8 protein-coding genes are annotated in these 14,012 nt (G+C 69.3%); 6 read left to right on the forward strand and 2 right to left on the reverse strand.

Annotation, left to right across the window (positions count from 1 at the left end):
- The first annotated feature begins 24 nt into the window (after positions 1 to 24).
- On the forward strand, positions 25 to 1,197 hold the full coding sequence (locus AAHG03_RS01570) for a pyridoxal phosphate-dependent aminotransferase (RefSeq protein ID WP_342148231.1): 1,173 nt from the start codon (positions 25 to 27) through the stop codon (positions 1,195 to 1,197).
- Between the two features lie 248 nt (positions 1,198 to 1,445).
- On the opposite strand, the gene AAHG03_RS01575 is transcribed toward AAHG03_RS01570, so the two are convergent.
- Entirely contained in the window at positions 1,446 to 4,481 is a 3,036-nt protein-coding gene (locus AAHG03_RS01575; RefSeq protein WP_342148233.1) for an Rne/Rng family ribonuclease, read from the reverse strand.
- A 673-nt stretch (positions 4,482 to 5,154) separates the two neighbouring features.
- On the opposite strand from AAHG03_RS01575, the gene AAHG03_RS01580 reads away from it, so the two are divergent.
- A complete protein-coding gene (locus AAHG03_RS01580; RefSeq protein ID WP_342148235.1) occupies positions 5,155 to 5,343 on the forward strand; it encodes a hypothetical protein in 189 nt (62 codons plus the stop codon).
- Positions 5,344 to 5,423: 80 nt separating this feature from the next.
- Here the strand turns inward: AAHG03_RS01580 and AAHG03_RS01585 are convergent, their stop codons facing one another.
- Complete coding sequence (locus AAHG03_RS01585; RefSeq protein WP_342148236.1) at positions 5,424 to 6,782, reverse strand: calcium-binding protein; 1,359 nt, start codon at positions 6,780 to 6,782, stop codon at positions 5,424 to 5,426.
- Positions 6,783 to 7,195: 413 nt separating this feature from the next.
- Between AAHG03_RS01585 and AAHG03_RS01590 the strand changes: the two genes are divergently transcribed.
- The 4 genes from AAHG03_RS01590 to AAHG03_RS01605 all read left to right on the forward strand — a co-directional run bounded on the left by AAHG03_RS01590 (position 7,196) and on the right by AAHG03_RS01605 (position 14,005).
- The gene (locus AAHG03_RS01590; RefSeq protein ID WP_342148237.1) at positions 7,196 to 8,467 is read left to right on the forward strand and encodes an N-acetylmuramoyl-L-alanine amidase; all 1,272 of its coding nucleotides are present in this window, start codon (positions 7,196 to 7,198) and stop codon (positions 8,465 to 8,467) included.
- Between the two features lie 156 nt (positions 8,468 to 8,623).
- Entirely contained in the window at positions 8,624 to 11,047 is a 2,424-nt protein-coding gene (locus AAHG03_RS01595) for a penicillin-binding protein 1A (RefSeq protein WP_342148239.1), read from the forward strand.
- Between the two features lie 415 nt (positions 11,048 to 11,462).
- Positions 11,463 to 12,563, forward strand: a complete 1,101-nt coding sequence (sfnG, locus tag AAHG03_RS01600) for a dimethylsulfone monooxygenase SfnG (protein WP_342148241.1) — start codon at positions 11,463 to 11,465, stop codon at positions 12,561 to 12,563.
- Positions 12,564 to 12,745: 182 nt separating this feature from the next.
- Positions 12,746 to 14,005 carry an SfnB family sulfur acquisition oxidoreductase gene (locus AAHG03_RS01605; RefSeq protein ID WP_342148242.1) on the forward strand — a complete coding sequence of 420 codons (1,260 nt, stop codon included), beginning with the start codon at positions 12,746 to 12,748 and terminating at the stop codon, positions 14,003 to 14,005.
- The last annotated feature ends 7 nt before the right edge of the window (positions 14,006 to 14,012 follow it).

A 14,012-nucleotide genomic window follows, 5' to 3' on the forward strand; every position in this document is an offset into this window, starting at 1 on the left:
TCCCAAAAAACCCGGAGCCCGCCGATGCCGACCGAGTCCAGCCTCTCGCTCTCGCGCCGGGCCGAGGCCGTCGCGCCCTTCCTCGCCATGGACGTGATGGCGGAAGCCGGCGCGCGGGAGCGACGCGGCGAAGGCGTGATCCACATGGAGGTCGGCCAGCCCTCGGCCCCGGCGCCGCGGACGGTGATCGCGGCGGCGCAAGCCGCGCTCGCCGACGGGCGCATCCCCTACACCGAAGCGCTCGGGATGCCGGTTCTGCGCGAGCGCATCGTGCGCCACTACGCCGAGACCTACGGCGTGCGGATCGCGCCCGAGCGGGTCGTGGTGACGACGGGCTCGTCGGCGGGCTTCGTGCTCGCCTTCCTCGCCCTGTTCGATGCGGGCGCGCGGGTCGGCGTGCCGTGCCCCGGCTATCCGGCCTATCACGGCATCCTGCGCGCCCTCGACTTGATCCCGCAGCCGATGATCCTGCGGGCGGAGGACCGCTTCGCCCCGACCAGCGCCCTGCTGCGGGAGGTCCATGCGGCGGAGACGCTGTCGGGGGTTCTGGTGATGAGCCCGGCCAATCCGTCCGGCACGGTGATCGAGCCGGCCCGCCTCGCCGAGCTGTGCGCCACCGCGCGGGCCTTGCGCCTGCCGTTCATCTCCGACGAGATCTATCACGGCCTCGGCTACGGCGTGCCGACCGCGACCGCGCTCCAGTTCGATCCGGACGCGCTCGTCATCAACTCGTTCTCGAAGTTCTACTGCATGACCGGCTGGCGCATCGGCTGGATGGTAGTGCCCGACCGGCTCGTGCGGCCGATCGAGCGGCTGGCGCAAAACCTCTACATCTCGGCGCCCTACCTGTCGCAGGTCGCGGCGCTCGCGGCCTTCGACGCGCTCGACGAGATCGGTGCCGTCCGCGACGGATACGCGCGCAACCGCGCCCTGCTCCTCGACGCGCTGCCGGGTCTCGGTTTCACCGGCATCCACCCGGTGGACGGCGCCTTCTACCTCTACGCCGACATCGCGAAGCTTTCGGGCGACGCCACCGACTTCTGCCGCCGCATGCTCGCCGAGACCGGCGTCGCGGCGACGCCCGGCCTCGACTTCGATCCGGGGGAGGGCGGCCACCACGTCCGCTTCTCCTTCGCGGGCTCGGAAGAGGCGTGCCGCGAGGCGGTGGTGCGGATCGGGGGGTGGTTGGGGCGGTAGGCGGAGGCGCAACCTCGCGTTTTACTCACCACCGTCATTCCGGGGCCGCGGAGCGGAACCCGGAATCCACCCGTGATGCGGGAAGCCCGGCCGAAGTTGAACCGTCGCGGCCAGTCGTGGATTCCGGGTTCTCGCCTTTGGCGAGCCCCGGAATGACGGCGGGAAATGAAGATGAGAACCGGTCTGTTCCGCGCAGAAGCAGACTTGGCGGCAGGGGCCGGAAACGATCCCGGCCCCTGTCCTTCCACTCACTCCCCGCTGATCGCGGCCTTCGTGCGCGACCACCAGCCGGCGCGCTTCGGGCGGTTCGGGTCGGCGGGGGTGAGGACCACGGCCACCGGCTCGGGGGCGGGCTCGGGCGCCGGGGCAGGCTGCGGCAGCGCTTCCGCGGCGACCGGCTCGGCCTCGGGGGCGGGGACGACCGGCGGCGGCGCGGCGGCGGCGCCGTCGCGGGCATCGACCGAGACCGTGATCACGTCGGCGGCGGGGACGGGCTCTTCCGGGCCGACCGGCAGGGTGTCGGCGGCGGTCTCCTCCACGGGCGTCTCGGCCCGGACCGCGTCCTGGCCCTCGTCGGCATCGCCGCTCGCCTCGTCCTGAACGCCATCCTGGCCCTCGTCGCGGCTGCGGGCGCGACCGCGACCGCCCCGGCGACCGCGGCGGCGGCGGCGGCCGTTGCCCTCGCCGTCCTCGTCGGAAGCGGCCTCGGCCGGCTCGGCGGCCTGCGTGGCCTCACCGGTCGCGGCCTCGCCGGCCTCCTCGGTGCCTTCGCCCTCGTCGGACTCGTCGGCGCCGTCCTGGCCCTCGTCGCCGTCCTGGCCGTTCTCGTCGCCGTCGGCGCGGGACTCGCCCTCGCCGTTGCGTCCGCCGCGACGGCGGCGACGGCGACGGCGGCGCCCGCCGCCCTCCTCGTTGGATTCCGGCGCCGGGCGGCTCTCGGCGGCAGGAGCCTCCTCGGTCTCGGCCTCGACGGCCTCCTCCTCGACCACCTCGTCCTCGAAGTCGTCCGCGTCGTAGGCCGGCGAGATCGCGGTCGCCCGAATGCCGGTGACCGGGGCGGCGTTCTTCACCGCGAGGTCGCCGCGGTCGAGCCCGAACGGCGAGGTCGCGGCGAGATGGGGGTCGGCCACGACCGTGATCGTGACGGAGAAGCGCTGCTCCAGATCGAAGAGATGCGCCCGCTTCTGGTTGAGGATGTAGAGCGCCACCTCGGCGTGGGTGCGCAGGATCAGGTTGTGCGAGGCGGACTTGAGCAGCGCCTCCTCCAGCGAGCGCACGATGTGCAGCGCCACCGAGGAGGTCGCCCGCACGAAGCCCGAGCCGCCGCAATGGGCGCAGGGGATCGAGGAGGATTCGAGCACGCCGGTGCGGATGCGCTGGCGGCTCATCTCCAGCAGGCCGAACGGCGAGATGCGCCCGACCTGGATGCGGGCCCGGTCGTTCTTGAGCGCCTCGTTGAGCCGCTTCTCGACCGCGCGGTTGTTGCGCTTCTCCTCCATGTCGATGAAGTCGATCACGACGAGGCCGGCGAGATCGCGCAGGCGCACCTGGCGGGCGACCTCTTCGGCCGCTTCGAGGTTGGTCTTGAGCGCGGTGTCCTCGATGTCGTGCTCACGCGTGGCGCGGCCGGAGTTCACGTCGATCGAGACCAGCGCCTCGGTCGGGTTGATGACGAGGTAGCCGCCCGAGCGCAGGGAGACGTGGGTCGAGAACATCGCGTCGAGCTGCTGCTCGACGCCGTAGCGGGCGAACAGCGGCGCCGTCTCGCGGTAGGGCTTCACCACTTTGGACTGGCCGGGCATCAGCATCCGCATGAAGTCCTTGGCCTCGCGGTAGGCGTCCTCGCCCGAGACCAGAACCTCATCGAGATCCTTGTTGTAGAGGTCGCGGATCGCCCGCTTGATCAGCGAGCCCTCCTCGTAGACGAGCGCCGGCGCGGTCGAGGACAGCGTCAGCTCGCGCACGCTCTCCCACATGCGCATCAGGTACTCGAAGTCGCGCTTGATCTCCGGCTTGGTGCGCGAGGCGCCGGCCGTGCGCAGGATGATCCCCATCCCCTCCGGCACGTCGAGGTCGGACACGACCTCCTTCAGGCGCTTGCGGTCGGCGGCCGAGGTGATCTTGCGGGAGATGCCGCCGCCGCGGCCGGTGTTGGGCATCAGCACCGAGTAGCGGCCGGCCAGCGACAGGTAGGTGGTGAGCGCCGCGCCCTTGGTGCCGCGCTCCTCCTTGACGACCTGCACGAGGATGATCTGGCGGCGCTTGATCACCTCCTGGATCTTGTACTGGCGGCGATAGGCGCGGGGGCGCTCGGGGATCTCGGCCAGCGCGTCGCCCGCGCCGCCGACCTGGGCGACCTTCGGCTCGCCGTCCTCGTCGTGCTCCTCGTCGTCCTCGTCCGCGTCGTCGTCCTCGTCGGAATCGTCCTCGTCGTCGTCCGAATCCTCGTCGTCCTCGTCCTCGTCCAACTCCTCGTCGGACTCGGGCGCGACCGCGCGGGCCTCCTCGGTGACGGGGGCGGACGCGGCGACCGGCTCCGGCGCAGCCTCGGCGGGCGCCGCCTCGACGGCAGCCGCCGGCTCGGCCGCCTCGACCGGCGGGTTCGGCGCCTCGGAGATCGCGGCGATGTCGGAGGGCTCGACCTTCGGCTCGGCGGACTCGGACAGCGCCGCCTCGGCGCCGGGCTCCAGGGCCGATTCGGGGAGCGCCGCGGAGGCGTCGCCGCCGGGCACGGGAGTCTCTTCCGAAGGGGTCTTTTCCGAAGACGCCGCCTCGCCGCCCTCCTCGACGATCGCGGCGCGCACGGCCTCGATCGCCTCAGGGCTGTCGGAATCGGTAGCCGGGCCCTCGCCGGGAACGGCGCTCACGGCCGACTCCGAAGCATCCTCGGCGGAGACGGTCTCGTCGCTGCGCGCGCCGCGGGCCTCGGCCCGGCGCCCGCGCGAGCGGCGGCCCCGCGTGCGGCGCTCCTCGCGCTCGCGGTGCTCCTCCTCCTCGCGCGCCTCGGCCTCCAGCAGGGCGAGGCGGTCGGCCATCGGGATCTGGTAGTAGTCCGGGTGAATCTCGTTGAAGGCGAGGAAACCGTGGCGGTTGCCGCCGTACTCGACGAAGGCCGCCTGGAGCGAGGGCTCCACCCGGGTCACCTTGGCGAGGTAGATGTTGCCCCGCAGAGGCCGGCGGTTGGCGGCCTCGAAGTCGAATTCCTCGACCCTAGAGCCGTGGACCGTGACGACCCGGGTCTCCTCCGGATGCGTCGCATCGATGAGCATCTTGTTGTTGGCCATGACGAGCTTTCGACATGGCGGCCGACGTCGTTTCCCTCGAGCGCGCGCCGCGTGGTCCCGGCGGCGCCGCCCCCGGCCTCAGGGCCGGAGGGGGAGTGGCGCGTGCCGGCCTCGTCGCCGAGGTCGCGGAAGCTGCGGGGAGGGGATTGCCGTCAACCGCCGTACGGCGCCGGGCATCGGCGCGCTGGGGGTTGAACAGGGCCGGCACGAGGGGAGACGCGGGGCGACGCGGAACCCGCGCGCCACGAGCACGAGCAGCGGCAACCGATGCTGTGCGTCCTCCCATCCTCGAACCGGCCTCGCGAACTGAGCGGACCGTCGAGCGGCCCTTTGGGATTTCGTGGGCGCGACGCCCCCCGGATAAGCCCGAGGAGGCTGCGAACGCCGTGACACCCGCCCGGATGCCGGGAGGCGCCGACTGAACGCTGAAGCGATTCGAGCGAGGCGGGCGCCGTCACGGGACCCAGGCGCCCCCGAGGGCCGCCGAAGCGCCGGCTCGGGAATGGGGTCGATACCATTACAGAGTGTCGCGGGATGAATGCAAGGGGCTCATGCCAAGGGGCTCGTGCGTTGACGCAGCCCTCGGCGCCACGGCCGAAAATACCCGGCCGCCGGTGAACCCACCGGCCGCGCACGGAATTTCCTGTCGCTGCACGATTCAGGGAGATGCGCGGTGTCGTTCCCGGAAAGCTCGCTCGCCTCCGCAACCCGGGAAGGACGCCGCGCCCGCTATCGCGGCGACCCGGCCGAGGCCAATCCCTACCCGGAAGGCTCGGACGACCACGCCGCCTGGAAGCGGGCCTTCGAAGCTCCCGACGGCGAGGCCGCCGAGGCCGAGGCCCCCGGTGGACGGGCCGGATAGGACGGCCGCGGCCGCAGGCTCCCTCCGCCGAGGCGGCGCTCCGGCGAAGCGAGCCTGCATCGGACCGCGATCCGGGCGGATCAGATGACGACGATGTCGGCGTAAGTCAGGGCCAGCCCGGCCTTGAGCGTCGCGAATTGTTGCGCGACGGCCCCACCGCTCCCATCCGCGTCGTAGAGCAGGGCCCCCGTCTTGGCGTTGTAGACGATGCGGTCGTCCCGATCGTGGGCGCCGCTGCCGGTATGGAACTGGGCCGCCTTCAACCGGCCGGCATCCAGTGCGGTGAAGATGGCATCATCGACCTGGATGGCGTCTTCGCGCACGCTGAAATCGGTGATGCGGTCGATGTTGCCGCCCGAAAGCTTCGTCGTGAACACGAAGGTATCGCTGCCGCCGCCGCCCGACAGGGTGTCCTTCCCCAATCGGCCGTTGAGAACGTCGTTGCCGGCGCCGCCCGAGAGGGCGTTGGCGACACCGTTACCGAGCAGCTTGTCGTTGAAGGCCGTGCCGATCACCCCCTCGATCGACCCGAGGCGGTCCGTGCCGAACCCGCTCGTGGCATGACCCGCCTGGAGGTCCGCCGTCACGGCGCGGGGCGCGATCGCGTAGGTGACGGTATCGAATCCGTCGCGACCGTCGATCCTGTCATCGCCCAACCCGCCGTCGAACAGGTTCCTGCCGCCGTTGCCGATGAGGGTATCGGCGAAACGGGATCCGAGGACGTTCTCGATCCGGATCAGCGTGTCGTCTCCGGCGCCGCCGCTGGCGGTCCCCCGGGTCAGGTTCACGACGACGGCGTCCGTCGCCCCGCGGTAGCTCGCGGTATCCGTGCCGCCGCCGCCGTCGAGGACGTCGTCCCCCTCACGGCCCTGCAGCTCGTTGGCGCGGGCATTGCCGATCAGCGTATCGCCGTACCGGCTCCCGACCACGTCCTCGATGTTGATGACCTTGGACACGCCGGTGTCCGTCACGGCCCTGCCCCGGCCCAGATCGACCCGCACCGCGCCGTCATACGCCTGGAAGGTCAGGAGATCGGACCCGGCGCCGCCGTCGATGAAATCGGAGCCCGCGGAACCCCAAAGGCGATCGTTCTCGGCCGAGCCATACATCTTGTCGTTCTTGCGAAGTATGATCTGCCACAGCTCATCCGAATTCTTGCCGACCGTAAGGGCATCACGATAGGTCGAGACCGTGATATTCACACCGTCCCACTCAGACGCCAGCTTTCCTGAATACCCAAAGAAATGCATCTTTTTGATAAAGCCGTCATAGAAAAACCCGGAATATTCGAAGTCGCTTCCGTAGAATATTTGTCGAGCAGCCAGCGTATCTGCGTCGAGAACTTCAAAAATCGAGTCGGTTTTCAATCCGTACTCCTCGGCCAGCCACACCGACGAGAATTCCTCTCGATTGCCCGCAAATTGTTTTACGATCGCCATCGCGGCGCCCCCTATGCTCAGCATTCAATGACAATACCGGCATATATTTAAAACCCGGCACGATCGGATTCATATCACTGATTTCTCGGAATTTAAAGAAAAATATGTTTAGAGGCAAATTGGAACTAGGTTCAAAATCAGAATAGCAATTATTCTGATATTTAACACGAAACATTAATCATCCAGGCGTCGAGAAGTAATATTTTTAAATTATTTCTATAGACATCGACGAGCGTGACACCTCGAATGAGCGTCGGCATCTTGGATTGCTCTCGATGCAGCACGACGATGTTGAATCAACCGGTGTCACTCCAGCACAACAGCGGCCCGGCAACCGACGCCCAAGCGGCAAGGAACGGTTAACCATCCCGGCCGTATCCCGTATCGGAGGCTTTCGGAACCTTGGCCGACCGATGCAGCCGCGCACCCGCACCTTTCGCTCCGGACTTTTCCGTTCCCTGGCCCTCGCCGGGAGCCTGCTGCTCGCCGGCCCGGCGCCGGCGCAGGACGGACCCGCCCGCAACGCGGCGGTCGCCATCGCGGCCGATCTCGCGAGCCAGGGCGGAACGACCAAGCTCGTCCTCACCCTGTCGAAGCCCGTCGAGGCCCGCGCCTTCGTGATGGAGCGGCCCGACCGCGCCGTGATCGATCTGCCCGAGGTGAACTTTCAGGTCGGTGCGGAAGCCGGGCGCAAGCGCGAGGGCGTCGTCGCCTCGTTCCGCTACGGACTGTTCGCGCCCGGCCGCTCGCGCATCGTCGTCGATCTCGCCGGGCCCGCCGTGGTCGACGGCATCGAGACGGCGACGACGCGCGGCGGGGCGACCCTCGTCACCATTCCCTTCCGCCGGGTCGAGCGCGACGCCTTCCGCAAGGCGTCGGTCGCGGGTGATCCGAACCCGTCCGCCGCCAAGGCGCCGGCCCCGCGGGAGAGCGCCGACACCCGGCCGCTCATCGTGATCGATGCGGGCCATGGCGGCATCGATCCCGGGGCGATTGCAGCCACCGGCGTCTACGAGAAGGACATCGTGTTCGGCTTCGCCCAGGCGCTGGTCCAGCGCCTGGAGGCGACCGGCCGCTACCGCATCGCCATGACCCGCGACCGCGACGTGTTCGTGGCGCTGTCCGAGCGCGTCCGCATCGCCCGCGAGGCCAAGGCCGACCTGTTCGTCTCGATCCACGCCGATTCGATCTCCTCGGCCCCGCAGGTGAAGGGCGCCACGATCTACACGGGCTCCGAGAAGGCGACCGACGGCGAATCGGCCCGTCTCGCCGAGCGCGAGAACAAGGCCGACGCCGCGGGCGGCTCCGACACGGGGGAGGGGGCGAGCGACGTCGCCGACATCCTGCAGGAGCTGACGCTGCGCGAGACCCGCGGCTTCTCGGCGGGGTTCGCCGGCAAGCTCATGGGCCAGCTCTCGCCGGTGATGGAGATGAGTTCGAAACCCCACCGCGAGGCGGGCTTCCGCGTGCTGCGCTCGCCCGACGTGCCGTCCGTGCTGGTCGAACTCGGCTACCTGTCGAGCAAGAGCGACCTCGAAAAGCTGCTCTCCGAGGAGTGGCGCACCAAGGTGACGGGCTCGATGGCGAAAGCCGTCGATCTTTTCTTCGCCGGCCGGGCGACGCTGTCCCGCCCCGCGCCGGCCAGCCCACGCAAGGCGGCCTCCATCGCCCCAGTTTCACCATAGAACCGGTGTCGATACGGGGCCTTCACGAGAGGCCTCCGTCCGCCACACGCCGCGCGGATCGGGCTCGGCCTCGACACGAGCCCTGAGCCGGTCGGCCGTCCACGTGCCGGGTCCGAGCTTCCAGCGCGCAGCGGACGAGCGACGGACGGACACCGGATGCGTTTCATCCTGCGATTCTTCGCTTTCCTGTTCTCGGCGGGCGCGGTGATGTTCTGCATCGCCGCCGCCGCGGGCGCGTTCTTCTACTGGAAGTACAGCCAGGACCTGCCCGACCACGCCGCGCTCGCCAATTACGAGCCGCCGGTGATGACCCGCGTCCACGCCGCGGACGGCTCGCTCTTGGCCGAATACGCCCACGAGCGCCGGCTCTACCTGCCGATCCAGGCGATGCCCAAAATCATCGTCGCCGCCTTCCTCTCGGCGGAGGACAAGAACTTCTACAAGCACGGCGGCATCGACCCCGAGGGGATCGTGCGCGCGATCCTGACCAACGCCCAGTCGGGCAAGAAGCAGGGCGCCTCGACCATCACCCAGCAGGTCGCCAAGAACTTCCTGCTCTCCAGCGAGCAGACCTACGACCGCAAGATCAAGGAAGCGCTGATCGCGCTACGGATCGAATCGACCTACTCGAAGGACAAGATCCTCGAGCTGTACCTCAACGAGATTTTCTTGGGGACGATCGTTCCGGGCCGCAACCTCCACGGCGTCGCCGCCGCGGCCCTGGATTATTTCGGCAAGTCGGTCCACGAGCTGACCATCAACGAGGCGGCCTATCTCGCCGCCCTCCCGAAGGGCCCGAACAACTACCATCCCTACCGCAAGACGCAGGCCGCGCTCTCGCGCCGCAACGAGATCATCGGCCTGATGGCCCAGAACGGCTACATCACCCAGGCCGAGGCCACCGAGGCGAAGAAGCAGACGCTCGGCATCAACCCGCGCGTCGCCTTCCCGAACGCAGCCAACGCCAACTACTTCACCGAGGAAGTGCGCCGCGAGATCTCCGAGCGCTACGGCGAGACCAAGCTCTACGAGGGCGGCCTGTCGGTGCGCGCCACGCTCGATCCGAAGATGCAGTCCTGGGCCCGCAAGGCGCTGGTGGACGGCCTCGTGCGCTACGACCAGGGCCGCGGCTGGCGCGGCGCCGAGCGGCAGGTCGATCTCGTCGGCCGCGACTGGGGTCTGGCCGTCTCCGAGATGCCCGCGCTCGGCGACATCGCCCCCTGGCGGCTCGCCGTGGTGCTGAGCACCTCGGGCGGCGTGGCGCAGATCGGCCTCCAGCCCCGCCGCGAGGCCTCCGGCGCCGTCTCCAAGGACCGCGAGACCGGCTCGATCACCGCGGAAGGCGTGAAGTGGACCGGCCGCGCCGTCGCCTCGGCGCTCAAGGCCGGCGACGTGGTCTATGTCGAGCCGATGGACACCGGCCGCGCCCTCTACCGCCTGCGCCAGAAGCCCGAGGTGTCGGGTGCCATCGTGGCGATGGACCCCTATACGGGCCGCGTCCACGCCATGGTCGGCGGCTTCTCCTACGACGAATCCGAGTTCAACCGCGCCACCCAGGCGATGCGCCAGCCCGGCTCCTCGTTCAAGCCGCTGGTCTACTCGGCGGCGCTCGACAACGGCTACACGCCCTCGTCGGTGGTGCAGGATTCGCCGATCACCATCGAAGCCGGCCCCGGCCAGGAGGCGTGGTCGCCCTCGAACTACGACGGCAAGTCCGGCGGCCCGCACACCCTGCGCTACGGCATCGAGCACTCGAAGAACCTGATGACGGTGCGGCTCGCCAAGGACATCGGCATGCCGCTGATCGCCGAGTACGCCCGCCGCTTCGGCGTCTACGACGACCTGCTCCCCGTGCTGCCGATGTCGCTGGGTGCCGGCGAGACCACGGTGATGCGCATGGTCACCGCCTACTCGATGCTGGCCAACGGCGGGCGGCGCATCCGCCCGACGCTGATCGACCGCATCCAGGACCGTACCGGCGAGACGATCTACCGCCACGACAACCGCAAGTGCATCGGCTGCGAGGCCGAGAAGTGGTCGGGCCAGGACGAGCCCAAGCTCGTCGACGAGTCCGAGCAGGTGCTCGACCCGCTCACCGCCTACCAGATGGTCTCGATCATGGAGGGCGTGGTCCAGCGCGGCACCGCCACCCTGCTCAAGCAGATCGGCAAGCCGCTCGCCGGCAAGACCGGCACCACCAACGACGCCAAGGACGCGTGGTTCGTCGGCTTCTCCCCCGATCTCGCGGTCGGCGTCTATCTCGGCTTCGACAAGCCGAAGTCGCTCGGTGACCGGGCGACCGGCGGCGGGCTCGCCGCCCCGATCGTGCTCGACTTCCTGAAGGTCGCGCTCAAGGACAAGCCGCCGACGCCGTTCCGCGTGCCGCCGGGCATCAAGCTGATCCGCGTCAACGCCTCGTCCGGCACCCGCGCCGGCTCCGGCGAGGGCGGCGGCACCATCCTCGAAGCCTTCAAGCCCGGCACCGCCCCTCCCGACGCCTACGTCGCCGCGCCCTCCGGCCCGCCCGCCACCGTCCCACCGGACGCCGGCGCCGCCGCCCAGGCCGGCGGGGTGTACTGAACGAAACGATGTTTTCGCGATGAAAGAGCCGCCCCCGCCGGGGCGGCTCTTTTCGTTTCGGGGATGAACGCAGGTTCCCCTCCCCCTTGCGGGGAGGGGTAGGGGTGGGGGTCGGGCAGGATCGAGCGTTCCGGTGCCTCCTGAACCACCCCCACCTCCTACCTCCTCCCCGCAAGGGGGAGGAGAGGCGCCCCATCCTTCAGGCGGCATATCGTATTCAGGAAAACGTTCGTCGCATCGGTACGAATTTTCGAAGAACGACCTTTCCCACCGGCGCCGAAAAACGCCCGATCATTCCTTTGACGAAGCGCGAGCACACGGCGATGATTTCGCAACGCCGCGGCGAGACTGGACGAAGCTTCCGAACCCACCTCCCGCGACTTCACACGATCATCGAACCCGAGCGACGCCCCTCATGTCCATCCGTACATCGTCCGAGCCGATCCGCTTCGCCTACTGGGTCCCGAACGTCTCGGGCGGCCTCGTCATCAGCAAGATTCCTCAGCGCACCAGTTGGGACGCCGCCTACAATCGCAAGCTGGCCCAGATCGCCGAGGAGGCCGGCTTCGACTACGCGCTGACGCAGATCCGCTTCACCGCGGGCTACGGCGCCGAGTACCAGCACGAATCGGTCGCCTTCAGCCACGCGCTCGCCGCCGCGACCACCCGGCTCACCGTCATCGCCGCGATCCTGCCCGGCCCGTGGAACCCGACGCTCGCCGCCAAGCAGATCGCAACGATCTCAGAGCTGACCGAGGGGCGCATCGCCATCAATCTCGTCTCGGGCTGGTTCTCCGGCGAGTTCCGCGCCATCGGCGAGCCCTGGCTTGACCACGACGAGCGCTACCGCCGCTCGGAGGAATTCCTCCGCTCGCTCCGCGGGATCTGGACCCAGGACAACTTCACCTTCCGCGGCGACTTCTACCGCTACAGCGACTACACCCTGAAGCCGAAGCCGGGGCGGCTGCCGGAGATCTTCCAGGGCGGCTCCTCGCGCGCCGCCCGCGACATGGCGGCCCGCGTCTCCGACTGGTACTTCACCAACGGCAACACGCCCGAGGGCATCCGGGCCCAGGTCGCCGACCTCCAGGCCAAGGCGCGCGAGAACGGCCACTCGGTCAAGGTCGGCGTCAACGCCTTCGTCATCGCCCGCGAGACGGAGGAAGAGGCCCGCGCCGTCCTCCAAGAAATCATCGACCACGCCGACCCGGACGCCGTGAAGGCCTTCGGCCACGAGGTGAAGAACGCCGGCAAGGCCTCCCCCGAGGGCGAGGGCAACTGGGCGAAATCCACCTTCGAGGATCTCGTCCAGTACAACGACGGCTTCAAGACCAACCTGATCGGCACGCCCGACCAGATCGCCGAGCGCATCGTCGCGCTGAAGGAGGTCGGTGTGGACCTCGCGCTCCTCGCCTTCCTGCACTTTCAGGAGGAGGTGAAGTACTTTGGCGACGAGGTGATCCCGCGGGTGCGGGCGCTGGAGGCGGCGCGGGCGGAGCGCGCGCAAGCCGCCTGAGACAAACCCCATCCTCCCATCCATCCCCCTCATCCTGAGGTGCCGGAGCATAGCGGAGGCCTCGAAGGAGCCCTCCAGCTTGCGCGCGATCCCTGGAGCCCTCCTTCGAGGCTGCTGCGCAGCACCTCAGGATGAGGGGACGGGTGGGACATCGCATTCTCTCCCCCACGACGGAGCCCCTCATGACCATCGCCGTCAGCCCCACCACCGCCGAAGCCGGCAGCCGGCCGCAGGGCGTGCCCGGCCCCGCCCGGCCCCAATCCCCCGCCCACGTCATCCGCGACGATTCCGAGGCGATCCGCATCGCCCACGACCTCGCCAGACAATTCCGCGAGGGCGCATCGGAGCGCGACCGCACCCACGCCCGCCCGCTGACGGAACTCGACGCGTTCTCCCAAAGCGGCCTGTGGTCGATCAACGTCCCCAAGGCCCATGGCGGGCCCGAAGTCTCGTACCGGACCCTGGCGCAGGTGATCGCCATCCTGGCCGCGGCCGATCCCTCCATCGCCCAGATCGCCCAGAACCATCTCGGCATCGTCGCGGCGATCCGCACGGTGTCCGACGCAGGCCAGCAGACCGAACTGTTCGCCGAGGTACTGGCCGGCACCCGCTTCGGCAACGCGTTTTCCGAAAAGAGCACGAAGCGCGCCGCCGAGTTCGAGACCCGCTTCACCGACCACGGCGACCACGTGATCGTGCGGGGCCAGAAGTTCTACGCGTCCGGCGCGCTGCTCGCTCATCTCGTGCCGATCGTCGCCCTCGATGAGCAGGGTCGCGCGTGGTACGCCATCGCGGATCGCGACGCGCCGGGGCTCACCGTGATCGACGACTGGTCGAGCTTCGGCCAGCGCGGCACCGCCAGCGGCACGGTGATCATCGACGACGTGCGCGTGGAGAAACACCGCCTCGTGCCGGCGTGGCGCGGCTACGAGCATCCGAGCGCGGACGGGGCGATCTTCCAGATCATCCAGGCGGCGGTCGATGCCGGCATCGGTCGGGAAGCGCTGGACGAGACGATTCGGTTCGTGCGCGAAAAAGCCCGGCCCTGGATCGATTCCGGCCAGGAGCGTGCCTCCGACGACCCCTACACCATCCGCACTGTGGGCGACCTGACCATCCGCCAGCACGCGGCCGAAGCGCTGCTGGATCGCGCCGGCCTCGCCATCGACGCGGCGGTGGCCACCCCCACGGCCGAGAGCGTCGCGGCGGCGCAGATCGCGACCGCGGAGGCCAAGGTGCTCACCACGGAAGTCGCGCTCGCCGCCGCCAACACCCTGTTCGAGCTGTCCGGCACCCGCTCGACGCTGGCCGAGCACAACCTCGACCGCCACTGGCGCAACGCCCGCACCCATACGCTCCACGATCCCGTGCGCTGGAAGGTCGCCATCGTCGGCAACCACGCGCTCAACGGCGTGAACCCGCCGTTCCACGCCTGGAGCTGATTTTTCC

This window comes from Methylorubrum subtropicum, assembly GCF_038442325.1.
GTDB classification, from domain to species: Bacteria; Pseudomonadota; Alphaproteobacteria; order Rhizobiales; family Beijerinckiaceae; genus Methylobacterium; species Methylobacterium subtropicum.

Coding starts and splice junctions, on each gene's coding strand:
- sfnG (WP_342148241.1), top strand. CDS start 11,463: ATGTCCATCCGTACATCGTCCGAGCCGATCCGCTTCGCCTACTGGGTC.
- AAHG03_RS01575 (WP_342148233.1), bottom strand. CDS start 4,481: ATGGCCAACAACAAGATGCTCATCGATGCGACGCATCCGGAGGAGACC.
- AAHG03_RS01595 (WP_342148239.1), top strand. CDS start 8,624: ATGCGTTTCATCCTGCGATTCTTCGCTTTCCTGTTCTCGGCGGGCGCG.
- AAHG03_RS01585 (WP_342148236.1), bottom strand. CDS start 6,782: ATGGCGATCGTAAAACAATTTGCGGGCAATCGAGAGGAATTCTCGTCG.
- AAHG03_RS01605 (WP_342148242.1), top strand. CDS start 12,746: ATGACCATCGCCGTCAGCCCCACCACCGCCGAAGCCGGCAGCCGGCCG.
- AAHG03_RS01590 (WP_342148237.1), top strand. CDS start 7,196: ATGCAGCCGCGCACCCGCACCTTTCGCTCCGGACTTTTCCGTTCCCTG.
- AAHG03_RS01570 (WP_342148231.1), top strand. CDS start 25: ATGCCGACCGAGTCCAGCCTCTCGCTCTCGCGCCGGGCCGAGGCCGTC.